This window comes from Chitinophaga sp. CC14 (assembly GCF_048957795.1).
GTDB classification, from domain to species: domain Bacteria; phylum Bacteroidota; class Bacteroidia; order Chitinophagales; family Chitinophagaceae; genus Chitinophaga; species Chitinophaga ginsengisegetis.
The window spans coordinates 2,374,597-2,400,363 of the sequence record NZ_JARBFY010000005.1; the positions used below are offsets into that span (position 1 = coordinate 2,374,597).

The window sequence follows — 25,767 nt, forward strand, 5'->3', positions numbered from 1 at the left end:
AATACAACAACAACTAAACTACCTTAAAACATCAACCACAATACGACTGCGTATGAGCAAACTCTTTGCTAAAAAACAACTGTCTGTTTTATTGGCCGAAGCTGGAGAATCTGAAAAGGGTCTGAAAAGGACGCTTGGTGCAGGTTCTCTTATAGCATTAGGTATTGGCGCTATTATTGGCGCCGGCCTCTTTGTAAGAACAGCTGCAGCTGCCGGTCAACATGCCGGACCTGCTGTCACCATTTCCTTCATTATTGCTGCTATAGGTTGTGCGCTGGCTGGTTTATGCTACGCAGAATTTGCTTCCATGATTCCTATTGCCGGAAGCGCCTATACTTATTCCTATGCTACACTGGGAGAATTTATTGCCTGGATCATTGGTTGGGACCTTGTGCTGGAATATGCGCTGGGGGCGGCTACCGTAGCTATTGGCTGGTCGCAGTATCTCAACAAGTTGCTTACCAATGTCTTTCACGTCACGATACCGTACCAGTGGTGTCACAGTCCTTTTGAAACGTCTGATGCCGGTGTACAGGGTATCATGAACGTTCCATCCCTGTTCATCCTGCTGGCGCTCACGATGCTGCTGATCAGGGGAACACAGGGTTCTGCCATCGTGAATAACATCATCGTTATCACCAAAGTAGCCATCGTACTGTTATTCATCTTCCTGGGATGGAAATTTATCAACCCTGCTAACCATACGCCTTTTACCATTCCTGCAGATGCCGGTACAGTAAAAATGCACAATGGTCAGATCGTGGATTATTCCAACTTCTGGAATCATGGCTGGGCCGGGGTGCTCAGGGGGGCCGGGGTAGTATTCTTTGCTTTCATTGGTTTTGATGCGGTATCTACTGCTGCACAGGAAACCAAGAATCCTAAAAAGAATATGCCGATTGGTATCCTCGTGTCACTGGCAGTTTGTACCTTATTGTATATCCTGTTTTCTTTTGTACTTACGGGTATCGCGCCTTTCACCGACTTCCTGAAAGCAGGTGGTGAAGCGTCTGTAGCTTATGCTATTGATACTTATATGCCTGGTTACTCCTGGTTGTCTACTTTCATCACCGTGGCTATCCTGGCGGGGTTCTCCTCCGTTATCCTGGTGATGTTGCTGGGTCAGACAAGGGTATTTTACTCTATGAGTAACGATGGACTGGTACCAGCTGTATTTGCCAAACTGCATCCTAAATACCGCACTCCTTACCGTTCACAGTGGATGTTTTTCGTTTTCGTATCCCTGTTTGCTGCGTTCATTCCGGACAATGTGGTAGGTGATATGACCAGTATAGGCACCCTGTTTGCCTTTGTGCTGGTGTGTATTGGTATTATTGTAATGCGTAAAACCAACCCGGAAATACCGCGCGCCTTTAAAACGCCGTGGGTGCCGTTTGTTCCTTTGCTGGGAGCGGCTTTCTGCCTTACCATGATCATTAGCCTCGGTATAGAAAACTGGGCACGTTTGTTTGTATGGCTGGGGATTGGCTTTGTTGTTTACTTCGGCTATAGTGTAAAACACAGTAAGGCCCGTAAATTATTAAAATAGTTTAGGAAGATTAATACTTCCGGATATCATATGAAGCGGAGAACAGAACAAAGGGGTTTACCCTTGTTTTGTTCTCCGCTTTAGTTAAAATCAGGGGAATCCGCTATTCTGGTACCTGAAAATCCTTATTTTTGCGTTCTGTTTTTAAAAGTCATAATAAATATATCCACTCCAATGGGAAGAATATTTGAAGTAAGAAAATCGACCATGTTTGCCCGCTGGGATAAGATGGCGAAAGCATTTTCAAGAATAGGTAAGGAAATAGCCATTGCCGTAAAGGCGTCTGGTCCTGATCCGGATAACAACCCCGCACTCCGCCGCTGCATTCTCAATGCAAAGAGTGTTAACATGCCTAAAGACCGTGTAGACGCAGCCATCAAGCGTGCTATGGGTAAAGACAAAACTGATTATGAAGAAGTTGTGTATGAAGGCTATGCTCCTCACGGCGTAGCAGTGATCATTGACACCGCTACCGATAATACTACCCGTACTGTAGCCAATCTGCGTATGCACTTCACCAAAGGTGGTGGCAGCTTAGGTAATAGCGGATCTGTTGGATTTTTATTTAACCGTGTAGGTGAATTCAAAATAAAGAATGCCGGCCAGGATCTGGAAGAACTGGAACTGGAACTGATTGATTTTGGTTTGGAAGAAGTGGGAGAAGATAGTGAAGGCAACATCATTATCCGTGCTGCATTTACCGAATTTGGCAACATGGCCAAAGCGCTGGAAGAAAAAGGACTGGAAGTGATCAGCTCTGAGCTGAAGCGTATCCCCACCACCACTGTTGAACTGAATGACGAGCAGGCAAAAGAAGTACTGGAACTGGTGGATCGTTTGGAGCAGGATGAAGATGTACAGCAGGTTTTCTACAATCTGAAATAGGATATTACTCCATATAAAAAAGGAAACGTCCGCCGTAATGGCGGACGTTTTTCATTGGATACGGTTAACTTCTAAAACCAAAAAACAGCTAAACTTTAGCGATGGTGTGTGTGCGTCCCAGGTCATCTGCGATGAACATGAGTCCCTTGCCGTGGTAGGTTTCAAGTCTTACGGCAGGGTCTTGCGCAATGTGTTTACGAAGACGGGTCAGATAAACGTCCATCACGCGTGAAGCGAAAAAATCTTCCTGTCCCCAGATAACAGACAGGATATCATCTTTCTTCAGTTTTTTATTAGAATTCTCGCATAGAAAGCGAAGCAACTCCGCTTCTTTTGGGGCCATACGAACATGGGAGTCGGCATTTTTATGCCGGATATGATATTGTGAATAATCGAAGATCAGGTTACTGATGGTGTATACTACGCGGCGCTCACTTTTCAGTAGCCGGCTGCGTTTCAGGTATACTTCCACACGGCAGATCATTTCCTGCATATTGAAGGGCTTGGTGATATAGTCATCCGCGCCGGCTTCAAATCCCTGCAGCCTGTCCTGTTCCATATAACGGGACGAAGTAAAAATGATGGGGATGTTTTCATCCATCGACCGGATGTCTCCTGCAAGGGCAAACCCGTCTTTTTTAGGCATTACCACATCCAGTATGCACAGGTCAAATACATGTTTCTGGAATTTTTCCCAACCTTCCTGGCCGTTCTCGCAGAAGTTTACGTTGTAACCGGCGCGCTCCAGGTGTCTTTTTACCACTTTGGCAAAAAATACATCGTCCTCTACCAAAAGAATGCTTGATTGCATGTAACGTTGGTTTTAAGCGAAATAAATAGATTTTAGTTGCAGACGTACCTTTAAATAAGTGTAGTAGGTACCTTTATCCAAAAATAAATAACATAATCATAACCCCGGCCATCCATCCTATTCACTTCTGAAGGCATCATTCATTTCAACCATTCAGTTACGCGGTATACCCCAAAGACTACTATTTTCTGTTTTGGACTTCTACTTACTATAACCTGTTTATTCGCTTAACGGGTAATCCTAATTGATAATATTTTTAGGATTTCCTTCCAGGAAGGCTTTTACGTTTTCCACCGATGTATGCATCAACCGTTTCCGGGCGGCCTGGGTAGCCCAGGCAATATGTGGTGTAATAATGGTATTAGGTGCGGTGATCAAAGGATTTCCTGCCGGTGGCGGCTCTGTGGATAATACATCCAGCGCGGCGCCGGCAATAATTCCTTTCTCCAGAGCCTCCGCCAGATCAGCCTCCCGGATCAACGGACCGCGACTGGTATTTACCAGGAAGGCATTTTTTTTCATCGTGGCCAGCAGGGCGGCGTTCACAAACTCTTTATTGGCAGGATTCAGCGGGCAATGCAACGATATAATATCTGCCTCCCGGAAGCAGGTAGCCAGGTCCACAAAAGTAACGCCGGGCATGGCATCCCTGTCGGGGTGCTTATGATGGGCTATCACTTTCATCCCAAACGCCAGGGCAATACGGGCCACCGCCTGTCCTATCTGCCCCAGTCCCACTATGCCCAGCGTATTGCCCGCCAGTTCTGTGAGCGGCGTTTTCCAATAACTGAAATCAATACTGCTGCTCCACTCCCCTGCCCGTACACTTGCAGCATGCAAACCTGTATGATGGCATAATTCAAGGATCAGCGCAAAAGTCAGCTGCGCAACAGAGGTAGTGCTGTATGCCGGTACATTCGTTACCGGAATATGACGGCTTTTTGCTGCCTGTATATCCACTATATTAAACCCTGTAGCCGTTACGCCTATATATTCCAGTTGTGGCAACTGCTGAATAGTTTCCCCGCTTACGATAGCCTTATTGGTTAAGATGATATGTGCATCCTTTGATCTGGCGGCTACTTCTTTTTCGGGTGTACGATCGTATAATGTTACGTTGCCCAATGCCTGTAACCCGCTCCAGTCGAGGTCGCCGGGGTTTAATGTATGCCCGTCGAGTACTACAATATTTTTCATGGTCTTCGTTTTATCAAACAAGATACATCATACATGAAATAATCATTAACTCCATTCCCATCTCTTTCTGCATCCAAAAAATCCTCTCACCTTTGCTGCGCCATAATAGCAAATACCTCTAAGCCTGCAAACTGCTTAATTTAAGAAGCCACCATATCAGCAGATAAATGCTGTTATGGTGGCTTCGCCAATTAAAAGAAAAACCGGCTCCTGTTAAGGCAACCGGCTTTAGTATGATTTGGAAGTGCAGCTATTCCTGCATCATCTCCATAATTACTTTTACTACATCTTCTGTATTAGGCTTGGAGAAATAATCCCCGTCGGAGCCATACGCCGGGCGATGGGCCTGCGCACTCATTGTGCGGGGTGATACATCCAGCCAGCGGTAGCCGCCTTGTTTTTCAATTACCTGCTGGAACATGTAAGCAGTTCCGCCACCAGGTACATCTTCATCTATAAAGAGGATGCGGTTGGTTTTCTGTAATGATTCCACAATACTATGATGGATGTCGAATGGCAGTAAAGTCTGCACATCGATCAGCTCACAGGAGATTCCTGTTTCCGCCAGTGTCACCATTGCTTCTTCCACAATACGCGTCATAGAACCATAGGTAACGATGGTTACATCTGTTCCTTCATGCAGTATTTCCGGTATGCCCAATGGTACGGTATAAGTTTCCAGGTTGGCTGGTAATTTTTCTTTCAGACGATAACCGTTTAAAGATTCTATCACCAGGGCCGGTTCGTTGGCCTGTAACAATGTGTTATACATTCCTGCTGCCTGAACCATGTTACGTGGCACGCACACGTGCATACCGCGCAGGGAATTGATGATCATGCCCATTGGGGATCCGCTGTGCCAGATGCCTTCCAGGCGATGACCGCGGGTACGTACTATCAGCGGGCAGTGCATAATTCCTTTAGTGCGGTATTGCAGGGAAGCCACATCATCGCTGAGTGGCTGCAGGCCGTACAGGAGGTAGTCGAGATACTGGATTTCAGCAATGGGGCGCAGGCCGCGCAATGCCAGTCCTATTCCCTGTCCCATGATGGTTAGCTCACGGATACCGGTATCGGCTATACGTACTTTACCATGTTTCTGTTGCAGTCCGGCAAAGCCCTGGTTCACGTCGCCAATCTTCCCCACATCTTCCCCGAAAGCAAATACGCGGTCGTTGTTGGTGAACAGCTGATCAAAATATTTATTCAGTATTTCGTAGCCGTTTACGGTGATACTGTCTGCTTCGTATGCGGCCGGTACTACCGGTACATTCAGGGCAGAGTTCACACCGGTGGCGTGGAGCAGTGTATTATACACTTCTTTTTCGCCGGCCAGGTAAGTATCATAATATTGCTGCAATGCCTGTATGGCGGCATCTGATTTCAGGTGCCGGTGTTTCAGGAGGATCATGGCGCTGGCCTTCAGGATATCGCGGCGGAGCGGCTCGCGGTTATTCTGCAGGTCGCGGATGAACGTGTTAATCATGTTTGCATCGGCGCCTTCAATAGCGACTACCGGTGCTGCCAGGGCAGTAAACGACTGCACCTGTTCTTTGATTGGTGTGATATATTTTTCCCAGGCAGCTTTGCGGGCGTTCTGTGCTTTTACTTTTGCTTCTGCTTCAACGGCGCGCAGGGTTTCCTCTTCGCATAAAGCATTTTCGATGATCCAGGAACGCATCTTCACGTTGCAGTCGAATTCCCGTTCCCAGGAAAGACGTTCCTTACTTTTGTACCGTTCGTGTGAACCACTGGTAGAGTGGCCCTGGGGCTGGGTAATTTCTTCCACATGAAACAGTGCAGGGATGTGCGTTTCGCGGATCTTGCGGATGGCCGCTTCAAACACTTCGCACATGCCGGCATAATCCCAGCCTTTTACATTATATATATCAAATCCGTTGGATTCTTCCGTTTTGCGGAAGCCTTCCAGTGCGGCGCTGATTGAGCCTTTTGTAGTTTGATATTTGCGGGGTACGGAAATACCGTAACCATCGTCCCATACAAATACGGCGAGTGGCACCTGTAAAACACCGGCGGCATTCATGGTTTCCCAGAAATGACCTTCCGACGTAGAGGCGTCACCGATAGTAGCGAAACAGATTTCGTTACCGTTGTTGGAAAGATTTTTATATGAATGCAAGGCTTCTACCTCACGAAACATTTTAGAGGCATAGGCGAGGCCCAGTGCGCGGGGCATTTGCCCGGCTGTAGGCGCCATGTCGGCAGCAGAGTTTTTCATCTGCGTCAGATTGAGCCAGTTGCCATCCTGATCAAGATTCGGGGTGGCATAATGGGAGTTCATCTGCCGGCCGCCTGAAAAAGGATCATTTTCCAGATCGGGATCTGCATATAACTGCGAAAAGAATTGTTCGGGAGTGGCGATACCAGTGGCAAATGCAACAGTTTGGTCGCGGTAATAACCGGAACGGAAGTCCCCTGGCTGAAAGTATTTTGACATTGCTATCTGCGCCACTTCTTTTCCATCTCCAAAAATGCCAAACTTTGCCTTGCCTGTAAGCACTTCCTTACGGGCCAGCAGACTAACTTCCCTGCTTTCGCAGGCCAACCTGTAATCATTAAGCACCTCCTTACGGAACTCTTCGAATGATAACCGGCTTTCTAAATTCATAGCTAGTTCGTTATTTTCTATCATGCCTCATGGTTAAAGTACAAAAGTAAGGTTAATTATACAGTTGAAAAATGCTGTGAATCTTTCATTTAAAATAATCTGATTTTTTTTAATAAGATTTTAATAAATTGTAAGGTTTATAATGCTTTTTGGCTGTAAATTTGTTCTAACCAAGAAAGATATCAATATTTTTTAACCGGTCGCTTTAAAACCATCATATGAAAATGAAAAAATTTATCTTATCCCTGTTTGCGAGCATGCTGCTGACTACAGCGCTGTGGGCCCAGACCGCTCCAGCACAGAATCCGGCAGATACAAAAGTAAAATTTGCCAAAGAAACTGTTGATTTTGGTAAAACTGAATTAAACAAGCCAGTTACTGTTGATTTTGAATTTACTAACATTTCCAAAGAACCGGTGTTGATTGAAGCTGCCCGTGCAAGTTGCGGCTGTACTACCCCTAAATGGACGCAGGAACCTATTTTACCTGGTAAAAAAGGTAAAGTAACCGCGAGCTACAGCGCAAACGGTTTAGGTCAACAGAATAAAACCATCTGGGTAAAGTTCAGAGGCGTGGATCAGGACAAGGAACTGCACTTAACAGGTACAGTTGGTTCCAACAACAAGTAACTACCACACTTTAAAACATACTAAGACCTTACAGCACATGCTGTAAGGTTTTTTTGTTGCCCATCCTATCCCCTATCTTTGCAATGCAAAAGTCAAAACAATTTTATGCCTACCATTAGCCAGAGAGGTGAGCAAATGCCATCTTCTCCCATCAGAAAGCTTGTACCATTCGCCGAAGCAGCCAAGAAAAAAGGGGTGAAAGTATACCACCTGAACATCGGGCAACCGGACATCGAAACACCAAAACCCGTACTGGATGCGGTACGCCATTCAGAATTCAAGATCCTCGAGTACAGCCACAGCGCAGGTTTTGAAAGTTACCGCCGTAAACTGGTCACTTATTACGACCGGTTCAACATTGCAGTGAACCACAACCAGATCATTGTTACCACCGGTGGTTCAGAAGCTATCATATTTGCCTTCATGGCCTGCCTGGATCCGGGAGACGAGGTGATTGTTCCGGAACCTTTTTATGCCAACTACAATGGTTTTGCCGTAGAAGCGGAAATAAAGATCAAAACCATTACCTCCAGTATTGAAACCGGCTTTGCTTTACCCGCGATGGCCGATTTTGAAAAGGCAATTACCCCGCGCACCAAAGCCATCATGATCTGTAATCCCAATAACCCCACCGGTTATCTTTACAGTAAAGAAGAGATGGAAGTGTTGAAACAGCTTTGCCTGAAATACAACCTGTTCCTCTTCTCTGATGAGGCTTACCGGGAGTTTTGCTATACCGGCGAACATTTTTCAGCCATGAACCTGGAAGGAATGGAAAACAATGTGATCCTGATGGATACCATTTCTAAAAGATACAGTGCCTGCGGAGGCCGCGTTGGCGCCTTTGTAACTAAAAACCAACAGGTACTGGATGCTGTTATGAAGTTTGCCCAGGCCCGCCTGAGCCCTCCCACCTTTGCGCAGATTGCCGGCGAAGCCGCAGTGGATCTGCCTGCTGATTATTTTGATGGTATCAAGGCAGAGTATTTAAGCCGCCGGGATATCCTGGTAAAGATGTTAAACGACATCCCGGGCGTATTTTGTCCAAATCCGGGTGGCGCCTTCTATGCAATGGCCAGGCTGCCCATCGATGATTCCGATAAATTCTGCCAGTGGATCCTGGAATCCTTCTCTTACGAGGGGCAAACAGTTATGATGGCGCCGGCAACAGGCTTTTATTCAACCCCGGGGTTGGGAAAAAATGAAGTGCGACTGGCTTATGTACTGAATACAACAGACATTAGTCACGCAATGGTCTGCCTGGAAAAAGCATTGGAGGTATATCCGGGAAAAATTTCCAAATAATTTTTGCGTCAAAACAAGGTGTAAAATCCGAGATGAGAGCCGTTAAATACATTACAATAAATTCTATATATGTATTTTTAAAGAAAAATGCAATTATTTAACACTAGATGCTTGGAATTTTCATCTTTTGTTTCGTATATTTGATGTAGAAATAACAACAACGACAAAAATTATCTAATTATAAAAATATTTACAGATACGATGGACTGCAAAATCTAAACTTGTTTAAGAAAAATTTAACCTGCATTATTTCTTATAACGTTTATTTGGTCCGACCTTTGAATTATTAAAAGAAGAAGATTTATCAGTCTTCTGTAAAACTCAAAGATTAACTAAAACGTTTTAGCAAAATATCGTATTTTTGTATCAGTTTTTCATAACGTGGAATTTATAAAGGCAAACGGCTCTGATCACAGAGCCGTATTTTTTTGTCCTAACCCTCCCCTTTTCCACTATTAACAGCTAAAAAACAGCTGAACTCCCAAAGATTCTGAAAATATTCCCCCTCCCGTTTACCTTTTTTCTATAATATTGTTATGTAATAAAACGGGCGGAGCTACCGGCGCTCTTAGCAATGGTAATATCCGTTTGTTTTCATAACGTGGAATTTTAAAATGCAACGGTCCCGATTCCTCGGGACCGTCTTCATTTAAGCAGATTGTCTTCCAGCACTTAGCTGTTAGTATGTAAATTCTTTCCGGTTATGCCTTGTTCGCTTTAATCATCTCAAAGAAATCATCAAACAGGTAACGGCTATCAAACGGACCAGGTGTTGATTCCGGGTGATACTGTACGCTGAACGCAGGTTTATTCTTGATACGGATACCTTCTACAGAATGATCATTCAGGTTTACGTGGGTCACTTCCACATTTTCACTGGCTGCTACTGCTTTTGCATCTACTGCAAAGCCGTGGTTCTGGGTAGTGATTTCGCACAAGCCTGTTTTCAGGTTCTTTACCGGGTGGTTTAAGCCGCGGTGACCGTGGTGCATCTTGTAAGTAGGGATACCATTGGCGAGCGCCAGCAGCTGGTGCCCCAGGCAGATTCCAAACATAGGTCTTTCTGCAGCCAGGATCTTTTTCACGGTGTCTACGGCATAAGTCAGCGGAGCCGGATCGCCGGGGCCGTTGGAAATAAAGTAGGCATGCGGTTTAAATTCCTCGCAAGCCTCGAAAGTGGTATCGGTTGGGAATACCTGCAGGTAAGCGCCTTTATCGGACAGGCATTTCAGCATATTTCTTTTCACGCCGTTGTCGAGCACCGCAATACGGATCTCTGCAGCAGGATCGCCTACGTTGTAAATTTCCGGAGTGGTCACTTCTTTGCAGAGGGCCAGTCCTTCCATGGACGGAACCTTTGCCAGTTCAGCTTTCAGCTGATCCAGGTCCAGGATAGAGGAAGAAATAATGCAGTTCATAGCACCTTTGCTGCGGATGTGGGAAACGAGCGCGCGGGTATCTACGTCATAAATGGCTACCAGGTTATTATCGGTCAGGAACGTTTCCAGTGACTCGTCGGCCATTTTCCTGGAATAGTTATACGCGATATTTTTAGCGATCAAACCATTGATCTTCACACTGCTGCTCTCTACGTCGTCCTTTTTGGTACCGTAGTTCCCGATGTAGCAGTTGTTCATTATAAGTACCTGTCCTTTATAAGAAGGGTCCGTAAACACTTCCTGGTAACCCGTCATACCGGTATTGAAAGCTAATTCACCGGCGGCTGTGCCAATTTTCCCAAAAGCTTTTCCCTGAAAAACCGTACCGTCTTCTAACAGCAGTATGGCAGGTTGGATGGTTCTTGTCTGAGGCATTTCTGGTATCTGTCTTGTTTTATATTTTAAAAAAAACCTTCAAGGGTACAAAATTGCCCTGAAGGTTCGGATAAAAAACCGTGCAAAGGTATGAAATGCAACAGTTAAATACAGATTTTTTTTACCGGAAAGGAAGATGTTACTTAATTTTTACAGATTTAAGCACGCGCTGCGCCACCTGGCGGCCAACCGGGTCGTCGTCACGGTAATTAATCTGGATCTGCCAGCGGTTGCTTCCTTTGATCATTACCAGGTTACAAAAGGCCAGGCGGATACCGCCTTTATACAGATAATTTCCTTCCTCCAGCATTCCCTGCATCCCGGAAATGAGTACCGGTATTGACTTGCAGTCGATATCCGTAGCGGTTTCCTTCAGCTGCATGCTGTTATGGGAGGCCGCTACTGCATCTTCCAGGCTATTGGCTACGCTGCTGATATAGCTGAACATATTTACCGCGATGCGGATGCCGCCGCCATCTTCATTACTGTAGGTTTTCGCGTATTCTATCACCTTAGCCTCTTCTCCTTCCAACGGTTGGTCGTGTACCCACAACTTTACAGGCGTGCTGATTTCCAATGCCTGACGGCCTATGGTAGCGGTGTGCCAGGTGCTGTACAAACTGGCTGATGGTACTTTGGGATACAGGAAGGTAAACACGGCTCTTTTACCGAACAGGGTGCCGGTAATGGCTATCAGCAGAAAAACGAGTGAAAAGAAAACGATTACTTTTCCTTTGTTAGCGGGTTGCAGCTGGTTTTTAATCCAGTAAAGCGGGCTGGTGTTTTTTTTCTCTTTCAGGGAGATGCCAACTGCCTGGGTATATTCCGGAAATGTGGCCATTGGGCGGAGCTTTCGCCATTCGGCAAAATTCTGCGGCAGCTTTTTTCCGCACGCATCGCAAAAAGTAAGGTATTCAGATTTAAGTGGGTTGGGATGACCACAACTATCACAGTGCAGGTATTTCATAGGAACGCTCGTTAAAACTACTGTAATATTACGAAATATATGTATTTATTAGTGCATAAAAAAAGGACAAAGCCAGGCTTTGTCCTTTTTCGTATCGTTTGATATAAGATTACTCAGCAGATTTTTCTTCTGTTGCAGTATCAGCAGCTTTAGTTTCAGTTGCTTCTTCTGCTTTCTTCTTAGCACCACCGGCACGACGGGTTTTCTTAGCAGCAGCTTTTTCTTCTGATTTACCGTAGATTTCGTTGAAGTCTACCAGTTCGATCAGTGCAACTTCTGCGTTATCGCCCACACGTTTGCCCAGTTTAATGATACGGGTGTAACCACCAGGACGGGTAGCTATTTTCTCACTGATCGTGCTGAACAGTTCCTTGATAGCTTCTTTATCCTGCAGGTAGCTGAACACAATTCTACGGTTGTGGGTAGAATCGGTTTTGCCTCTTGTCAGCAGCGGCTCAACATACACGCGGAGGGCTTTCGCCTTTGCCAGTGTAGTGGTGATACGTTTGTGGCTGATCAGTTCGCAAGCCAGATTGGACATCAGGGCTTTACGGTGGGAAGCAGTTCTGCTTAATTTGTTTAATTTAACTCCGTGACGCATGACATTATTTGTTTTAACCCTTACACCGTGTCAGGAATTGCAAGGTACTTGTTAATTATAAAGTAGTTAAGCCAAAGCGATGCGGATGCAACGGCTTTGGCTTAACAGATAAATACTATTCTTCTTCGAGTTTCAGTTTAGACAGATCCATACCGAAGTGCAGACCTCTTTCGCCTAATACCTGTTCAATTTCGCTGAGTGATTTCTGGCCGAAGTTTCTGAACTTCATCAGTTCTTCCTGTTCGTATTGTACCAGTTCGCTGAGGGAATTGATTTTAGCTGCTTTCAGACAGTTGAAAGCACGTACGCTCAGATCGAGATCTTCGAGTGGTGTTTTCAGTATCTTACGCAGTTGCAGTGTTTGTTCGTCTACAACGTCTTCTTTTTCAGTGTCTTTGGTATCAAAGCTGATGTTTTCATCGGTGATGATCATCAGGTGCTGAATGAGAATGCGGGAAGCCTGTTTCACTGCTTCTTCCGGGTGGATAGTACCGTCGGTGATCACCTCCATAACGAGCTTCTCATAGTCAGTTTTCTGCTCCACACGGGTGTTTTCTATACTGTACTTTACGTTCTTGATAGGCGTAAAGATAGAGTCGATCGCGATGTAGCCGAATACTGCATCCTTGGGTTTATTTTCCTCAGCCGGAACATAACCACGGCCTTTACCGATAGTCAGTTCGATATCCAGCTTGGCAGAAGGATCCAGGGTGCAGATCAACAGCTCCGGATTCATGATCTGGAAAGCACTGGTGGCTTTTTCAATCATATCAGCGCGGAACTCTGTTTTACCCTTAATGGACAGTGTGATCTTTTCGTTCGTTACATCACTCTCTGAAATCCTCTTGAAACGAACCTGTTTCAGGTTCAGGATGATTTCAGTAACGTCTTCAGTAACACCTTTCAGTGTAGCGAACTCGTGATCGGCTCCTTCAATTTTAATACCCACAATGGCATAGCCCTCCAAAGAAGACAACAGTACGCGACGTAACGCATTACCGACAGTCACAGCATAACCTGGTTCTAATGGACGGAATTCGAATTGAGCTTCAAAGTCGGTAGACTTCTGCAATACGATCTTATCAGGTTTCTGGAAATTTAAAATTGCCATTGATATGATAGATTTATTTGTTAAATATGAGGTTAGTCCGTGACCTTTGGCCACGGACTAATTATTTATTACTTAGAGTACAATTCTACGATCAGTTGTTCCTTGATATTTTCAGGAACGCTCTCTCTCTCAGGATAAGCAATGAATACACCTTTCATTTCTTTCTCGTTCCAATCCAGCCAGCTGAACTTAGGATTTTTTCCACGGATAACGCTGGTCAGTGCAGAATTGTTTGCGGTTTTGTTTTTCAGGCTGATAACGTCTCCTGGTTTCAGTTGGAAAGAAGGAGTGTTAACAACGATACCATTAACGGTAACGTGTTTGTGAGAAACCAGCTGACGTGCAGCAGGACGTGAAGGAGCGATACCCAGACGGAAAACGGTGTTATCCAGACGGGCTTCGAGCAGTTTGATCAATACTTCACCGGCAACACCTTTTCTACGGGTAGCTTCATCAAACAGGTTACGGAACTGGCGTTCCAGCAAACCATAAGTGTATTTAGCTTTTTGTTTTTCTCTCAGCTGCAGTGCGTATTCGCCCAATTGTTTGCGTTTACGGTTAGCACCGTGCTGACCCGGAGGGTTGCTGTTCTTACTTAAATACTTGCCATTACCGAGAATGGGCTCACCAAAAATTCTGGAAATTTTGGTCTTGGGTCCTGTGTACCTTGCCATGTTTTAAATATACTTTAGATTTTTTAGTTAATGATGCATGCTCTTCAAAAAATCTGAAAACCTGATCATGCATCCATTTATTTAATAATATTACAACGTCCAGATACCAAACTTCTAACGAAATCTGGTATCTGGATGTTGTAAATATATATTACTATACTCTTCTCTTCTTAGGAGGGCGGCAACCGTTGTGAGGTAAAGGCGTAACGTCTTTAATCATGTTCACTTCGATACCGGAGTTAGCGATAGCGCGGATAGCACTTTCACGACCAGCTCCAGGGCCTTTTACAAATACATCTGCTCTTTTCAGACCTGAGTCCATTGCAACTTTAGCAGCATCCTGTGCAGCCAGCTGAGCAGCATACGGAGTGTTCTTCTTAGAACCTCTGAAGCCCATTTTACCAGCAGAAGACCAGGAAATAACCTGACCATGCTTGTTGGTGATGCTCACGATGATGTTGTTAAAGCTAGCAGAGATATGAACATCTCCGTAGTTATCTACCTTTACTACTCTCTTTTTATTAGCAGCAGTTTTTGTATTATTTGCTTTTGCCATAATGATTTAAATTCCAAATATGAAATTCCGCATCCCAAATTTACATGACTCACTGTCATTGAAACCCCTCAGATTCGGATTTGGGATTTCAACCTGGGATTTTATTTATTATTTCTTAGTTGCTTTTTTCTTACCAGCCACTGTCTTACGTTTACCTTTACGGGTACGGCTGTTGGTACGTGTACGCTGACCTCTTACCGGTAAGCCTTTCCTGTGACGCAAACCGCGGTAGCAAGCGATATCCAGCAAACGCTTGATATTCATTTGCACTTCGGAACGCAGTTGACCTTCTACCTTAAACTCACCGTTAATAATGTTACGGATGGCAGCTTGCTCATCATCATTCCACTCACGCACTTTTTTGTTTACATCAATTTCCGCCTTGTTCAGGATATATTGGGCGGTAGAACGGCCTATACCAAAGATATAGGTGAGGCCAATTTCTCCTCTTTTATTTTTAGGAAGATCTATACCGGCTATACGTGCCATATTTCTATTTTAGATTTTATGATTCTGATTAAAAAATCAAATTCCGTTAGGGGAATCGATTAACCCTGGCGTTGTTTAAAACGAGGATTCTTTTTGTTGATTACCAACAAAACACCTTTTCTACGAACTATTTTACAATCCGCACTTCTTTTTTTGATTGCAGCTCTTACCTTCATGATTAATACTTTATAAAAGGTTATGATATTTGTTAAATTATAATTCCAATCTCCGCTACGCTGTTCCCACTTATTTGTATCTGAAAATTATACGGCCTCTTGACAAATCGTATGGGCTCATCTCCACGCCAACCTTATCTCCTGGCAGAATGCGTATGTAGTGCATTCTCATTTTTCCAGAAATGGTGGCCAGGATCTCATGCCCGTTTTCCAATTTTACACGGAACATAGCGTTCGACAAGGCTTCTAATATAATTCCATCCTGTTTAATGAGTGCCTGTTTTGCCATAAAAATTTTTAGGACTGCAAAGATAGCATTTATCTTTTGAAATAGAAAAATTTACCCTGATTATTATTAATATTGCCAGTTTTTTTACTAAAACCTGTCTTTTTTACCCTCAAAACCCCTCCTGTATTAGATAAATCCAAACTGCTTTACTAGTAATTTGAATTCAGTTCAGGGTTGTTTTTCTCTGCTTTTTCTATATCCACGTAGGTAGATAATACATCTGCCTTCCCTTTTCCAACAGCTACGGTATGTTCAAAGTGAACAGACGGGCTTCCGTCGCGGGTAGCTACTGTCCAGCCATCTTCCAGGTATTCCACGTCTTTGGAGCGGAGGTTGATCATAGGCTCAATGGCTATCACCAGTCCTTCCTTCATTACGGGGCCGCTACCTCTTTTACCGTAGTTAGGCACCTGAGGATCCTCGTGGAGGTTCCGGCCGAGGCCATGTCCCACCAGTTCCCTTACTACGCCGTAACCGCGCTCTTTTTCGGTATACTCCTGTATTGCATAGGAGATATCCCCTATCCTGTTGCCAACAATTGCTTTTTCGATGCCCTTATACAGGGAAGCTTTGGTGGCCGTCATCAGGCGGAGTACGTTTTCGGGTACATTGCCGATGGCAAAGGTGTAGGCACTGTCGGAATGGTATCCATTCATGTACACTCCCACATCCACGGTGAGGATATCACCGTCTTTCAGCACATATTTGTTGGGAATGCCATGTACTACCTCTTCATTTACGGAGATGCAGCAGGCATTCGGGAAACCTTTGTAATTTTTGAAGGAAGGAGTTCCACCATTTTCAACGATAAACTTATCAGCAACTGCGTCCACGTCCAGTGTGCTCATACCTGGTTTCAGCGTTCTGGCCACTTCCGCCAGGGCTGCACTCAGGATCAGGGCACTTTTGCGTATCAACTCTATTTCTTCCTTCGTCTTATAGTGAATCATAACAATCCTTGTTTCTGTCGCTGTTAGTGATCAGCGTCAGCTTTTTGCGTATGCTTATAACTGAAGCTAAGGACTAACTGTTCTTTATTCAAAAATAATATAGCCACTAAAGCGGAAAAGCTTCTGTGGCTATTTTATTGTTCTTGTAACACTTTTGTGTTCAATTACTTATGCGTTAGCCGGGGCAGTTCTGCCTTTGATTCGGCCGGTGCTCATCAAACCATCGTAGTGGCGCATGAGGAGCTGGCTTTCAATCTGTTGCAGTGTATCCAGGATAACTCCCACCATGATCAGCAGGGATGTACCTCCGAAGAACGTAGCAAAGTTGCTGTTCACTTTGAAGGCGGCAGCCAGGCCGGGCATGATACCCACTATTGCCAGGAAGAATGCACCGGGCAAAGTGATACGGTCCATTACAGCACCGATATAATCAGCGGTAGCTTTACCAGGTTTGATACCCGGGATGAATCCGTTATTACGTTTCATTTCATCCGCCATTTGAGTTGGATTAAAAATGAGCGCAGTATAGAAGTAGGTAAATACAATAACGAGCACCGCGTAAATGAGGTTGTACCAGCCGTTTGTATGATCGCTGAAGATGCGGATAAAGCCTGACGCACTTTCAGAGGAAGTGGCAAAGCCTATTGCAGTTGCAGGGATGAACATGATCGCCTGGGCGAAGATGATAGGCATTACACCGGCAGCATTCACTTTCAGGGGAATGAACTGGCGTACACCACCATATTGTTTGTTACCTACGATACGTTTAGCGTAATTCACCGGTATTTTCCTGGTACCCTGAACAAGCAGGATAAGGCCTACGGTGATTAAGATAAAGATGGCAATTTCAATGAGGAACAGGATCGGTCCACCCGCTTCACCTGCAACTTTACTGGAAAATTCTGCGACTAAAGCCTGTGGCAAACGGGCAAGGATACCCATCATGATGATGATGGAGGTACCGTTACCAATTCCTTTGTCTGTGATCTTTTCACCGAGCCACATTACAAACAGGGTACCTGCAGTAAGTAAAACGGTGGTAGAGAGCCAGAAGAAAAAGGTACCATATTCGGCAATAATAGCGCCACCTGACTGATTACGCAGATATGCAACGTAAGCACTCGCCTGGAAACCTGTTACGATAACTGTGAGGTAACGGGTGAACTGGTTAATTTTTTTGCGGCCACTTTCACCTTCTTTCTGCATTTTCTGGAATTGCGGAACAGCTATGGTTAATAACTGGATAGCAATGGACGCAGAAATATAGGGCATGATACCCAATGCAAATATGGAGGCCCTTGAAAACGATCCGCCGGCAAACATGTTAACCAAACCCAGGATACCCTGATTAGAATTTTTCTCAAAGTCGGTGAGCGCATTTGCATCAATGCCGGGCAAAGCGATATAGGATCCTACGCGGTAGATGAGGACCAGGAGCAGGGTGGTCAGGATGCGGTTACGCAAATCCTCAATACTCCAGATATTCTTAATCGTTTCGATAAATTTCTTCACAGGAAGATAAAGGTTTAATAGCGCTATTAAATATGAAAAGACGCACTACTCCGTAGGCGTCTCCTCAGTCGTAAAGTCTTATACCAGTTCTACTGATCCACCTGCTGTTTCGATGGCCTGTTTAGCTTTTTCGCTGATAGCGTTAACTTTAACAGTCACCTTTGTTTTGAGTTCGCCGTTAGCGAGGATCTTAACTTTAGCTGTTCTGTTAATCAGACCGTTCATGAACAAGGTTTCCAGATTAAACTCCTGGAGGCCATATTTCTCAACTAATTGATCCAGCTGACCCAGGTTGAAGATTTTATACTCTTCACGGTTATTATTTTTGAAACCGCGTTTTGGCATACGGCGTTGGATTGGCATCTGGCCACCTTCGAAGCCTCTTTTGCTCGCGTAACCAGCACGTTGCTGGATACCTTTGTTACCTTTTGTAGAGGTACCACCTTTACCGGAAGCCTCACCACGTCCAAGACGTTTTTCTTTATGTACAGCGCCTTGTGCAGGCTTTAATGAATGCAGATTCATAATTAATTGTTTTTACTTGCGCGGAAATTAACCGCTCGCTTTTATTCTAAAATAAAAATGGTAAAGTCACAAATGTAAAGGTAAGATTATCAACAGACAATCCCACAGCAGTGTTACTTAATTAAGCGTTAACTGTTTCTACCGTTACAAGGTGATTAACTTTACGGACCATACCCAGGATCTGAGGAGTTGCTTCTACTTCAACAGTAGCGTGCATTTTAGTCAGGCCCAGTGCCTTCAAGGTCAGTTTCTGCCTTTCCGGACGGTCTATACCACTTTTCACTTGAGTGATCTTAATCTTTGCCATAAACCCCTATCCGCTAAAAGCGGAGTAATTTAATTGTTAATGAATTATTTTCAAAATTTTCCGGAGATACCCAGCTTTTCAGCTGGTATAAATCAACCGTTGAAAACTTTCTTCAGGGAAACGCCTCTTGTTTTGGCGATGCTGATTGGTTCGCGTAACATGCCTAAAGCTTTGAAGGTAGCTTTCACCACGTTGTGTGGATTAGCGGAACCCAGAGATTTAGCCAGTACGTCGGTTACTCCAACGCTTTCCAGTACTGCACGCATGGAACCTCCTGCGATCACACCGGTACCGTGAGCGGCTGGTTTGATCAACACTTTGGCGGCGCCTTCTTTAGCAAACTGATCGTGAGGAATGGTACCGTGCATAACAGGAACCTTGATCAGGTTCTTCTTAGCATCGTCTATACCTTTGGTGATAGCCTGCTGTACTTCTTTGGCTTTACCAAGACCGTGACCAACAACACCGTTTTCGTTACCTACAACTACCAGTGCGGAGAAACTGAATGTACGACCGCCTTTAGTGGTTTTAGTAACACGGTTGATCGCCACTACTTTTTCTTTCAGCTCCAGATCACCAGCCTTTACTTTATTGAATGAATTCTTTGCCATTTTATTTTATAAGAATTACTTGTTCAGAATTATAAGATTCGGACTCCGTGATTAAAACTGAAGACCGCCTTCTCTTGCTCCGTCAGCTACGCTTTTCACGCGGCCATGATATAAATAACCACTTCTGTCGAAAACGCAGGTGGTCAGACCCAGTGCCAGTGCTTTAGCAGCCAGCGCTTTACCTACCAGTACAGATTTTTCGCTTTTGTTACCTGCCTGTGCTTTGATATCCTTATCACGGGAAGAAGCGGAAGCCAGGGTAGTGCCATTGGTATCGTCTATCAACTGCACATAGATATCGCTGTTGCTGCGAAATACAGATAATCTTGGTTGCTGTGCAGTACCGGAAATTTTCTTACGGATGCGGTAGCGGATTTTCTGTCTCCTGTTAACTTTTGTGCTCATTTTGAGTTTTATTTTATTACCCCGATGCTGCCGGGATATCTGTTAAAATCAGCTAACCAGCTATAGTAGCTGATTAGCCAATTAAATATTTTACTTACCGGCTGATTTACCAGCTTTCTTACGTACCACTTCATCGCTGTAGCGAACACCTTTACCTTTGTATGGTTCTGGTTTACGCAGACCGCGGATCTTAGCGGCTACCTGACCCAGCAACTGGTTGTCGATACCTTCCAGCATGATCTTAGGGTTCTGACCTTTTTCAGTCAGGGTAGCTACCTTCAGTTCTTTCGGAATTTCGAAAACGATATTGTGAGAGTAACCTAAAGCGAGATCCAGTAACTGACCGTTGTTTGCTGCTTTATAACCAACACCCACCAGTTCCAGTTGTTTTTTGAATCCTTCAGTAACACCCTGAACCATGTTTGCCAGTAAAGCGCGGTATAAACCGTGGAGTGCTTTATGACGGATCTGTTCAGTTGGGCGGATTACTGTTAAAACGCCGTCCTTCACCTCAATCTTCATTTCCCTGTCGATGTTCTTTTTCAGTTCACCTTTAGGGCCTTTTACGGTTACTTCATTGGAAGGGGAAACAGTAACTGTAACACCGCTAGCCAATTTGATAGGACTTTTACCTATACGAGACATAACTTTAATTTAAAGTTGTTTGATATTGATGTACCGGTTATCCGTGTTCAGCGCCGTATAGAGAGCTTAATTGTCAGATAACTTAAGTGAATGACCGGTTGGGTAACAACCAGTCATTCAATATATTAATAGATGAAGCAAACTACTTCGCCACCTACGTTTTGAGCTTTTGCTTCCTTATCGGTCATTACACCTTTGGAAGTAGAGATAATCGCTACGCCTAAACCGTTCTTCACGCGCTTAAACTCATCTGGTTTAGCGTACTGACGCAGACCTGGGCGGCTGATGCGTTGTAATTCCTTGATAGCGGGTTCTTTAGAGATCGGATCGTACTTCAAAGCGATTTTGATTACGCCTTGTTTAGTATCTTCTTCAAATTTGTACTTGAGGATATAACCTTTATCGTACAGAATTTCTGTAATGCGTTTTTTCAGCTTGGAAGCCGGAATTTCCACAATCCTGTGGGTGGCCATTTGCGCGTTCCGGATACGTGTCAGGAAGTCTGCTATTGGATCAGTAACCATTGTTGTAATAGTTTGATAAATGTTTACAATGCGATATCCAATCGTAATAAGATGGGAATCAAATAACTTTTTCGGATTTACACCTCCGGTAAACCGGAAGATAAATACCTTGAATTACCAGCTGGCTTTTCTAACGCCAGGGATTTTACCTGCGAGAGCCAGGTCACGGAACATGTTCCTGCAGAGGCCGAAGTGACGCATGTATCCTTTAGGACGACCGGTCAGCTGGCATCTGTTGTGCAGACGAACAGGGGAAGCGTTTTTTGGAAGTTGATCCAGTGCAGCGTAGTCACCGGCAGCTTTCAGGGCAGCGCGTTTTTCTGCGAACTTAGCTACCATAGCTTCTCTTTTCCTTTGTCTGGCTTTTACGGATTCTTTTGCCATAATTATATTATCGTTTCGATTTACTGATTATCTTTTTTCATACCCTTGAACGGCATACCCATTTCTTTCAGGAGCTCGTAAGCTTCTTCGTTGGTGTTTGCAGTGGTAACGAAGGTGATATCCATACCGGACATTTTCGTTACTTTATCGATATCGATTTCAGGGAAGATGATTTGTTCGGTGATACCCATAGTGTAGTTACCACGACCGTCAAAAGCTTTTTCGTTCACACCTTTGAAGTCACGTACACGTGGGAGGGATACAGCGATCAAACGATCCAGGAAGTCGTACATATTAGTGCTGCGTAAAGTTACACGTGCACCGATAGGCATGTTCTTTCTGAGTTTGAAGTTGGAGATATCCTTTTTAGACATGGTAGCGATAGCTTTCTGACCGGCGATGCGGGTCATTTCGTCTACTGCGATGTCTACCAGTTTCTTATCACCTACTGCACCATTGATACCCTGGTTCAGGCAAATTTTTACCAGGCGAGGAACCTGCATTACACTTTTGTAGTTGAATTTCTTCATCAGTGCAGATTTAACTTCCTCGTGGTATTTGGTCTGCAGTCTCGGAGTATATTTTGTGTTTGACATTATTTAATTTCCTCCCCTGATTTTTTAGCGATACGAATTAATTTACCGTTTTCTCTCTGCCTGTTAACCCTGGTTGGTTTACCAGTTTTAGCATCCCACAGCATTACATTAGAGATGGCGATAGGAGCTTCCTGCTTAACAATACCACCTTTGGTATTCTGGGCAGTTGGCTTCGTGTGCTTGGTAATAATGTTAACGCCTTCTACAAGAATGCGGGCTTTATCAGGATTCACTTCCAGCACTTTACGCGCTTTGGTTCTGTCCTTGTCATCACCGGCAATTACCGCAACCAGGTCGCCTTTCTTAATGTTAAATTTAGGCTTAAATCTAGTTTTCATTACTTTGATTTATTTATAAACGCCAAGCGAAACAATAGTTTCGCTTGATTAATGTTTTTTCTCGTTTTGCAAACGGGCTGCAAAGATAAGAAATATTTTCGGATTTCGGGATTTTGGCTTTTTTTGATAAAAATCATAAAAATTCCAAAATCCCTGTACCGCTATATCTTTATAATACCTCAGGAGCGAGGGAGATAATTTTCATATAACCCTTGTCTCTCAGCTCACGTGCAACCGGACCGAAAATACGGGTACCGCGAGGTTCGTCTGAGTTATTGAGCAGTACAACCGCGTTATCATCGAAACGGATATAAGAACCGTCTTTACGACGTAATTTGTTCTTAGTTCTTACGATTACAGCTTTGGTCACCATACCTTTCTTCACACCGCCACCTGGCATTGCGTCCTTAACGGTTACTACAATTTTATCGCCTACGCCAGCGTAGTCCTGACCGGAGTTACCTAATACGCGGATGCACAATACTTCTTTGGCACCGCTGTTATCAGCTACACTCAGTCTTGATTCTTGTTGTATCATCGAAATGAGATTTGATATTGTTTAGTCAGCGGCTGGCACCGGGGTTGCCGGCAGCAGCTTGAAACAAATAAATAATTATTTTACTTTAGCGATTACTTCTACCAGTCTCCAGCACTTGTTCTTGCTCAGAGGGCGTGTTTCCGCGATTTTCACGGTATCGCCGATGCTGCACTCGTTCTTGTCGTCATGCGCCATGAACTTGGTAGTTTTTTTCACGAATTTACCATAGATCGGGTGCTTTACCTTACGCTCCACCTTAACGGTAATGGTTTTATCCATTTTGTTGCTGGCAACCACACCAATCCTGGTTTTTCTTAATTTTCTTTCGGTCGTCATTGTTGAAAGTATTTAACCCTCCGTGAGGAGGTCATAAATTGTGTTATACTATTGCTATGTCAGCAGCCCCGGGGGTACCGGGACTGAAGATTTAGAAGCCCAGTTGTCTTTTACGCAGTTCGGTATTCATCCGAGCGATATCGCGTCTTACGGCGCGGATGCTCATTGGATTTTCGATTGGCGTAATTGCGTGACCAAAGGTCATTTTTTTCAAGCGGAGTTCTTCTGCAGAGATTTTCTCTTTCAGATCTTGTTCGCTCAGGCCTTTCAGTTCCAGCTTTTCTTTTGCCATTGTATTGAGTTTGATTCGGTTAGCTGCCGGGGCAGTGTTACCGGATTTTTAGTTATTGTGTACCTGTAATTAAGCTACGTAGTCGCGGCTGGTTACAAATTTTACTTTAATGGGCAGTTTCTGAGCTGCGAGTTCCATTGCTTCTTTTGCTACCTGTAAGGAAACGCCATCAGCTTCAAATAAAATTCTACCTGGCTTTACAACTGCTGCCCAATGGTCAGGAGCACCTTTACCTTTACCCATCCTCACTTCCAAAGGCTTAGCAGTGATAGGTTTGTCAGGGAATATGCGGATCCATACGTTACCTTCACGTTTCATGTGCCTTGTCAGCGCAACACGTGCAGCTTCGATCTGCCTGTCGGTGATCCACTTAGGTTCTAATGCTTTAAGACCGAAAGTACCAAAGGAGAGGGTAGCGCCTCTTTTAGCGTTCCCTTTGATGCGGCCTTTGTGCATCTTCCTGTGTTTCGTTCTTTTTGGCTGTAACATCGTCTATGTTGTTAATGTTAATAGTAATTGTTAATGTCTGCTTAACCGCCAGATACTATCTGCGGCCACCGCCACGGTGTTCTCCACCGCCTCTTCTTTCGCCACCACCGCGGTTGTCTCTGCGTTCACCGTGATGTTCTCTTCTTTCGCCGCCATGACCAGTGCCACGGTTATCGCCTTCCTTACCGGTTAAAACGTTCGGGTTCAGATCGCGTTTACCCAGTACTTCACCTTTACAGATCCATACTTTGATACCGATTTTACCATAAACGGTTAATGCGAACAGGGAAGCGTAATCGATGTCCATACGGAAAGTATGTAAAGGCACGCGACCTTGTTTCATTTCTTCGGAGCGGGCAATTTCAGCACCACCTAAACGGCCGCTGATTTTAACCTTGATACCTTCAGCGCCCATTCTCAGAGCGGTAGCAATCGCCATTTTGATAGCACGTTTGTAGTTGATACGGCTTTCAATCTGTTTTGCGATTGTTTCAGCAACGATGTTAGCATCCATTTCCGGACGACGGATCTCCAGGATGTTGATCTGTACATCTTCCTTGCCTGTCAGCTTCTTCAGCTCTTCCTTGATGCGATCAACTTCGTTACCGCCTTTACCAATGATGATACCAGGCTTAGAAGTATGAACAGTGATGATTAACTTACCTAAAGTTCTTTCGATCACAACTCTTGAGATGCCACCTTTGTTGATACGGGCATTCAGATAAGTTCTGATCTTGTTATCTTCGATCAGTTTAACAGCAAAGTCTTTTTTGCTGCCATACCAATTAGAGTCCCATCCTCTGATGATACCTAACCTGTTACCAATAGGATTTGTTTTCTGACCCATGTTCTGGTTATTTGTCTATTAGTTTAATAGTTTTGTTTCTATTTTGTTTCCGGTTTGCACTGAATTACTGTGCTTTACCGTCCACTACAATCGTTACGTGGTTACTTCTCTTGCGGATACGGTAACCCCTTCCCTGTGGAGCCGGGCGCATTCTTTTCAGAGTACGGCCGCCATCAACAAAAACGGTTTTTACGATCAGGTTAGCATCTTCTACCCTTGCACCTTCGTTCTTCACTTTCCAGTTGGCGATAGCGGATATCAGCAACTTCTCTAAAGGCACGCTTGGGTGTTTCGGATGGAATTTCAAAATATTCAAAGCCTTTTCCACATCCAGACCACGGATTAAGTCCGCGAGCAAACGCATTTTGCGGGGAGATGTAGGATTATTATTCAGCTTAGCTACTGCTTCCATTGTTATTAATTTCTTTTATTATTTAATGTCTGATGTCTGGTGTTTGATGTTCCGGTTTGAAACGAATACTTCAAACCTCAAACCTCAGACTATAATTTACATTTTCTTGTTTACGTGTCCTCTGAAGTTACGTGTAGGTGCAAATTCGCCCAGTTTATGACCAACCATAAATTCCGTTACATAAACAGGAATAAATTTGTTGCCATTATGAACAGCGAAAGTGTGACCAACGAAATCAGGCGTGATAGTAGAACGACGGCTCCAGGTCTTGATAACAGAACGCTTGGTACCGGTATTCATCTTTTCAACTTTTGTTTCTAATTTCAGGTCTACGTAAGGACCTTTTTTTATGGAACGAGCCATGTCTTACTGAT

General features: G+C 44.3%; 33 protein-coding genes and 1 pseudogene. 4 read left to right on the forward strand and 30 right to left on the reverse strand.

Features of this window, described 5'->3' with window-relative positions; genetic code table 11:
* Positions 1–52 precede the first annotated feature (52 nt).
* Both PV783_RS29115 and PV783_RS29120 read left to right on the forward strand, forming a co-directional pair.
* Entirely contained in the window at positions 53–1,549 is a 1,497-nt protein-coding gene (locus PV783_RS29115) for an amino acid permease (RefSeq protein WP_079470741.1), read from the forward strand.
* 174 nt (positions 1,550–1,723) lie between these two features.
* Positions 1,724–2,434: a YebC/PmpR family DNA-binding transcriptional regulator gene (locus tag PV783_RS29120; protein WP_079470742.1), complete on the forward strand. Its 711-nt coding sequence runs from the start codon at positions 1,724–1,726 to the stop codon at positions 2,432–2,434.
* An 88-nt stretch (positions 2,435–2,522) separates the two neighbouring features.
* Here the strand turns inward: PV783_RS29120 and PV783_RS29125 are convergent, their stop codons facing one another.
* The 3 genes from PV783_RS29125 to PV783_RS29135 form a co-directional block, all read right to left on the reverse strand.
* Positions 2,523–3,245 (reverse strand): response regulator transcription factor, encoded by a 723-nt coding sequence (locus PV783_RS29125; protein ID WP_079470743.1) that lies wholly within the window; start codon positions 3,243–3,245, stop codon positions 2,523–2,525.
* A gap of 240 nt (positions 3,246–3,485) precedes the next feature.
* Positions 3,486–4,442 carry a D-2-hydroxyacid dehydrogenase gene (locus PV783_RS29130; RefSeq protein ID WP_420990520.1) on the reverse strand — a complete coding sequence of 319 codons (957 nt, stop codon included), beginning with the start codon at positions 4,440–4,442 and terminating at the stop codon, positions 3,486–3,488.
* Positions 4,443–4,692: 250 nt separating this feature from the next.
* Entirely contained in the window at positions 4,693–7,071 is a 2,379-nt protein-coding gene (locus tag PV783_RS29135) for an alpha-ketoacid dehydrogenase subunit alpha/beta (RefSeq protein ID WP_420990521.1), read from the reverse strand.
* Between the two features lie 224 nt (positions 7,072–7,295).
* On the opposite strand from PV783_RS29135, the gene PV783_RS29140 reads away from it, so the two are divergent.
* Positions 7,296–7,700, forward strand: a complete 405-nt coding sequence (locus tag PV783_RS29140; protein WP_079471001.1) for a DUF1573 domain-containing protein — start codon at positions 7,296–7,298, stop codon at positions 7,698–7,700.
* Between the two features lie 105 nt (positions 7,701–7,805).
* A complete protein-coding gene (locus PV783_RS29145) occupies positions 7,806–9,005 on the forward strand; it encodes a pyridoxal phosphate-dependent aminotransferase (RefSeq protein WP_079470746.1) in 1,200 nt (399 codons plus the stop codon).
* Positions 9,006–9,706: 701 nt separating this feature from the next.
* Here the strand turns inward: PV783_RS29145 and carA are convergent.
* The 27 genes and pseudogenes from carA to rpsS all read right to left on the reverse strand — a co-directional run bounded on the left by carA (position 9,707) and on the right by rpsS (position 25,756).
* The gene (gene carA, locus PV783_RS29150) at positions 9,707–10,819 is read right to left on the reverse strand and encodes a glutamine-hydrolyzing carbamoyl-phosphate synthase small subunit (protein ID WP_079470747.1); all 1,113 of its coding nucleotides are present in this window, start codon (positions 10,817–10,819) and stop codon (positions 9,707–9,709) included.
* 139 nt (positions 10,820–10,958) lie between these two features.
* Positions 10,959–11,786: a zinc ribbon domain-containing protein gene (locus tag PV783_RS29155; protein ID WP_133256167.1), complete on the reverse strand. Its 828-nt coding sequence runs from the start codon at positions 11,784–11,786 to the stop codon at positions 10,959–10,961.
* A 250-nt stretch (positions 11,787–12,036) separates the two neighbouring features.
* Positions 12,037–12,387: pseudogene (gene rplQ / locus PV783_RS29160) on the reverse strand (50S ribosomal protein L17); the annotation flags it as partial.
* Positions 12,388–12,502: 115 nt separating this feature from the next.
* On the reverse strand, positions 12,503–13,498 hold the full coding sequence (locus PV783_RS29165; RefSeq protein WP_079470750.1) for a DNA-directed RNA polymerase subunit alpha: 996 nt from the start codon (positions 13,496–13,498) through the stop codon (positions 12,503–12,505).
* 68 nt (positions 13,499–13,566) lie between these two features.
* Positions 13,567–14,172, reverse strand: coding sequence for a 30S ribosomal protein S4 (rpsD, locus tag PV783_RS29170; protein ID WP_079470751.1), 606 nt, complete (start codon positions 14,170–14,172; stop codon positions 13,567–13,569).
* 154 nt (positions 14,173–14,326) lie between these two features.
* Entirely contained in the window at positions 14,327–14,728 is a 402-nt protein-coding gene (gene rpsK / locus PV783_RS29175) for a 30S ribosomal protein S11 (RefSeq protein WP_079470752.1), read from the reverse strand.
* A gap of 108 nt (positions 14,729–14,836) precedes the next feature.
* Positions 14,837–15,217 (reverse strand): 30S ribosomal protein S13, encoded by a 381-nt coding sequence (gene rpsM, locus PV783_RS29180; RefSeq protein WP_079470753.1) that lies wholly within the window; start codon positions 15,215–15,217, stop codon positions 14,837–14,839.
* Positions 15,218–15,276: 59 nt separating this feature from the next.
* Positions 15,277–15,393, reverse strand: coding sequence for a 50S ribosomal protein L36 (gene rpmJ, locus PV783_RS29185; RefSeq protein ID WP_073083232.1), 117 nt, complete (start codon positions 15,391–15,393; stop codon positions 15,277–15,279).
* Positions 15,394–15,463: 70 nt separating this feature from the next.
* Positions 15,464–15,682, reverse strand: coding sequence for a translation initiation factor IF-1 (infA, locus tag PV783_RS29190; RefSeq protein WP_012789309.1), 219 nt, complete (start codon positions 15,680–15,682; stop codon positions 15,464–15,466).
* Positions 15,683–15,831: 149 nt separating this feature from the next.
* Positions 15,832–16,632: a type I methionyl aminopeptidase gene (gene map, locus PV783_RS29195; protein WP_420990522.1), complete on the reverse strand. Its 801-nt coding sequence runs from the start codon at positions 16,630–16,632 to the stop codon at positions 15,832–15,834.
* A gap of 168 nt (positions 16,633–16,800) precedes the next feature.
* The gene (gene secY / locus PV783_RS29200) at positions 16,801–18,144 is read right to left on the reverse strand and encodes a preprotein translocase subunit SecY (RefSeq protein WP_079470755.1); all 1,344 of its coding nucleotides are present in this window, start codon (positions 18,142–18,144) and stop codon (positions 16,801–16,803) included.
* 78 nt (positions 18,145–18,222) lie between these two features.
* Positions 18,223–18,669, reverse strand: coding sequence for a 50S ribosomal protein L15 (rplO, locus tag PV783_RS29205; protein ID WP_079470756.1), 447 nt, complete (start codon positions 18,667–18,669; stop codon positions 18,223–18,225).
* 121 nt (positions 18,670–18,790) lie between these two features.
* Positions 18,791–18,976: a 50S ribosomal protein L30 gene (gene rpmD / locus PV783_RS29210; protein WP_079470757.1), complete on the reverse strand. Its 186-nt coding sequence runs from the start codon at positions 18,974–18,976 to the stop codon at positions 18,791–18,793.
* Between the two features lie 92 nt (positions 18,977–19,068).
* Positions 19,069–19,587, reverse strand: a complete 519-nt coding sequence (gene rpsE, locus PV783_RS29215; RefSeq protein WP_079470758.1) for a 30S ribosomal protein S5 — start codon at positions 19,585–19,587, stop codon at positions 19,069–19,071.
* A gap of 51 nt (positions 19,588–19,638) precedes the next feature.
* Positions 19,639–19,992, reverse strand: a complete 354-nt coding sequence (gene rplR, locus PV783_RS29220) for a 50S ribosomal protein L18 (protein ID WP_079470759.1) — start codon at positions 19,990–19,992, stop codon at positions 19,639–19,641.
* A gap of 90 nt (positions 19,993–20,082) precedes the next feature.
* Entirely contained in the window at positions 20,083–20,637 is a 555-nt protein-coding gene (gene rplF, locus PV783_RS29225; protein ID WP_079470760.1) for a 50S ribosomal protein L6, read from the reverse strand.
* Positions 20,638–20,762: 125 nt separating this feature from the next.
* Positions 20,763–21,161 (reverse strand): 30S ribosomal protein S8, encoded by a 399-nt coding sequence (rpsH, locus tag PV783_RS29230; RefSeq protein WP_079470761.1) that lies wholly within the window; start codon positions 21,159–21,161, stop codon positions 20,763–20,765.
* Positions 21,162–21,275: 114 nt separating this feature from the next.
* A complete protein-coding gene (rpsN, locus tag PV783_RS29235) occupies positions 21,276–21,545 on the reverse strand; it encodes a 30S ribosomal protein S14 (protein WP_079470762.1) in 270 nt (89 codons plus the stop codon).
* Between the two features lie 20 nt (positions 21,546–21,565).
* Positions 21,566–22,141, reverse strand: a complete 576-nt coding sequence (gene rplE / locus PV783_RS29240; RefSeq protein ID WP_079470763.1) for a 50S ribosomal protein L5 — start codon at positions 22,139–22,141, stop codon at positions 21,566–21,568.
* Positions 22,141–22,479 (reverse strand): 50S ribosomal protein L24, encoded by a 339-nt coding sequence (gene rplX, locus PV783_RS29245; RefSeq protein ID WP_079470764.1) that lies wholly within the window; start codon positions 22,477–22,479, stop codon positions 22,141–22,143. Before rplX ends, rplE begins: the two co-directional genes overlap by 1 nt.
* 169 nt (positions 22,480–22,648) lie before the next feature.
* Positions 22,649–23,017 carry a 50S ribosomal protein L14 gene (gene rplN, locus PV783_RS29250; RefSeq protein WP_079470765.1) on the reverse strand — a complete coding sequence of 123 codons (369 nt, stop codon included), beginning with the start codon at positions 23,015–23,017 and terminating at the stop codon, positions 22,649–22,651.
* 75 nt (positions 23,018–23,092) lie between these two features.
* Positions 23,093–23,353, reverse strand: coding sequence for a 30S ribosomal protein S17 (gene rpsQ, locus PV783_RS29255; protein ID WP_079470766.1), 261 nt, complete (start codon positions 23,351–23,353; stop codon positions 23,093–23,095).
* A gap of 91 nt (positions 23,354–23,444) precedes the next feature.
* The gene (gene rpmC / locus PV783_RS29260) at positions 23,445–23,645 is read right to left on the reverse strand and encodes a 50S ribosomal protein L29 (RefSeq protein WP_079470767.1); all 201 of its coding nucleotides are present in this window, start codon (positions 23,643–23,645) and stop codon (positions 23,445–23,447) included.
* Positions 23,646–23,714: 69 nt separating this feature from the next.
* On the reverse strand, positions 23,715–24,134 hold the full coding sequence (gene rplP / locus PV783_RS29265; RefSeq protein WP_079470768.1) for a 50S ribosomal protein L16: 420 nt from the start codon (positions 24,132–24,134) through the stop codon (positions 23,715–23,717).
* Between the two features lie 55 nt (positions 24,135–24,189).
* Positions 24,190–24,981, reverse strand: a complete 792-nt coding sequence (gene rpsC / locus PV783_RS29270; RefSeq protein WP_079470769.1) for a 30S ribosomal protein S3 — start codon at positions 24,979–24,981, stop codon at positions 24,190–24,192.
* Between the two features lie 64 nt (positions 24,982–25,045).
* Positions 25,046–25,393 (reverse strand): 50S ribosomal protein L22, encoded by a 348-nt coding sequence (gene rplV, locus PV783_RS29275; RefSeq protein WP_079470770.1) that lies wholly within the window; start codon positions 25,391–25,393, stop codon positions 25,046–25,048.
* A 96-nt stretch (positions 25,394–25,489) separates the two neighbouring features.
* Positions 25,490–25,756, reverse strand: coding sequence for a 30S ribosomal protein S19 (gene rpsS / locus PV783_RS29280; RefSeq protein WP_079470771.1), 267 nt, complete (start codon positions 25,754–25,756; stop codon positions 25,490–25,492).
* Between the last annotated feature and the right edge of the window lie 11 nt (positions 25,757–25,767).

Bases quoted from the DNA above. Each gene is read 5' to 3' on its own strand.
- PV783_RS29115 (WP_079470741.1), top strand. From the start codon at position 53: ATGAGCAAACTCTTTGCTAAAAAACAACTGTCTGTTTTATTGGCCGAA.
- PV783_RS29120 (WP_079470742.1), top strand. From the start codon at position 1,724: ATGGGAAGAATATTTGAAGTAAGAAAATCGACCATGTTTGCCCGCTGG.
- PV783_RS29125 (WP_079470743.1), bottom strand. From the start codon at position 3,245: ATGCAATCAAGCATTCTTTTGGTAGAGGACGATGTATTTTTTGCCAAA.
- PV783_RS29130 (WP_420990520.1), bottom strand. From the start codon at position 4,442: ATGAAAAATATTGTAGTACTCGACGGGCATACATTAAACCCCGGCGAC.
- PV783_RS29135 (WP_420990521.1), bottom strand. From the start codon at position 7,071: ATGAATTTAGAAAGCCGGTTATCATTCGAAGAGTTCCGTAAGGAGGTG.
- PV783_RS29140 (WP_079471001.1), top strand. From the start codon at position 7,296: ATGAAAAAATTTATCTTATCCCTGTTTGCGAGCATGCTGCTGACTACA.
- PV783_RS29145 (WP_079470746.1), top strand. From the start codon at position 7,806: ATGCCTACCATTAGCCAGAGAGGTGAGCAAATGCCATCTTCTCCCATC.
- carA (WP_079470747.1), bottom strand. From the start codon at position 10,819: ATGCCTCAGACAAGAACCATCCAACCTGCCATACTGCTGTTAGAAGAC.
- PV783_RS29155 (WP_133256167.1), bottom strand. From the start codon at position 11,786: ATGAAATACCTGCACTGTGATAGTTGTGGTCATCCCAACCCACTTAAA.
- PV783_RS29165 (WP_079470750.1), bottom strand. From the start codon at position 13,498: ATGGCAATTTTAAATTTCCAGAAACCTGATAAGATCGTATTGCAGAAG.
- rpsD (WP_079470751.1), bottom strand. From the start codon at position 14,172: ATGGCAAGGTACACAGGACCCAAGACCAAAATTTCCAGAATTTTTGGT.
- rpsK (WP_079470752.1), bottom strand. From the start codon at position 14,728: ATGGCAAAAGCAAATAATACAAAAACTGCTGCTAATAAAAAGAGAGTA.
- rpsM (WP_079470753.1), bottom strand. From the start codon at position 15,217: ATGGCACGTATAGCCGGTATAGATCTTCCTAAAAATAAAAGAGGAGAA.
- rpmJ (WP_073083232.1), bottom strand. From the start codon at position 15,393: ATGAAGGTAAGAGCTGCAATCAAAAAAAGAAGTGCGGATTGTAAAATA.
- infA (WP_012789309.1), bottom strand. From the start codon at position 15,682: ATGGCAAAACAGGCACTCATTAAACAGGATGGAATTATATTAGAAGCC.
- map (WP_420990522.1), bottom strand. From the start codon at position 16,632: ATGATTCACTATAAGACGAAGGAAGAAATAGAGTTGATACGCAAAAGT.
- rplO (WP_079470756.1), bottom strand. From the start codon at position 18,669: ATGAATCTGCATTCATTAAAGCCTGCACAAGGCGCTGTACATAAAGAA.
- rpmD (WP_079470757.1), bottom strand. From the start codon at position 18,976: ATGGCAAAGATTAAGATCACTCAAGTGAAAAGTGGTATAGACCGTCCG.
- rpsE (WP_079470758.1), bottom strand. From the start codon at position 19,587: ATGGCAAAGAATTCATTCAATAAAGTAAAGGCTGGTGATCTGGAGCTG.
- rplR (WP_079470759.1), bottom strand. From the start codon at position 19,992: ATGAGCACAAAAGTTAACAGGAGACAGAAAATCCGCTACCGCATCCGT.
- rplF (WP_079470760.1), bottom strand. From the start codon at position 20,637: ATGTCTCGTATAGGTAAAAGTCCTATCAAATTGGCTAGCGGTGTTACA.
- rpsH (WP_079470761.1), bottom strand. From the start codon at position 21,161: ATGGTTACTGATCCAATAGCAGACTTCCTGACACGTATCCGGAACGCG.
- rpsN (WP_079470762.1), bottom strand. From the start codon at position 21,545: ATGGCAAAAGAATCCGTAAAAGCCAGACAAAGGAAAAGAGAAGCTATG.
- rplE (WP_079470763.1), bottom strand. From the start codon at position 22,141: ATGTCAAACACAAAATATACTCCGAGACTGCAGACCAAATACCACGAG.
- rplX (WP_079470764.1), bottom strand. From the start codon at position 22,479: ATGAAAACTAGATTTAAGCCTAAATTTAACATTAAGAAAGGCGACCTG.
- rplN (WP_079470765.1), bottom strand. From the start codon at position 23,017: ATGATACAACAAGAATCAAGACTGAGTGTAGCTGATAACAGCGGTGCC.
- rpsQ (WP_079470766.1), bottom strand. From the start codon at position 23,353: ATGACGACCGAAAGAAAATTAAGAAAAACCAGGATTGGTGTGGTTGCC.
- rpmC (WP_079470767.1), bottom strand. From the start codon at position 23,645: ATGGCAAAAGAAAAGCTGGAACTGAAAGGCCTGAGCGAACAAGATCTG.
- rplP (WP_079470768.1), bottom strand. From the start codon at position 24,134: ATGTTACAGCCAAAAAGAACGAAACACAGGAAGATGCACAAAGGCCGC.
- rpsC (WP_079470769.1), bottom strand. From the start codon at position 24,981: ATGGGTCAGAAAACAAATCCTATTGGTAACAGGTTAGGTATCATCAGA.
- rplV (WP_079470770.1), bottom strand. From the start codon at position 25,393: ATGGAAGCAGTAGCTAAGCTGAATAATAATCCTACATCTCCCCGCAAA.
- rpsS (WP_079470771.1), bottom strand. From the start codon at position 25,756: ATGGCTCGTTCCATAAAAAAAGGTCCTTACGTAGACCTGAAATTAGAA.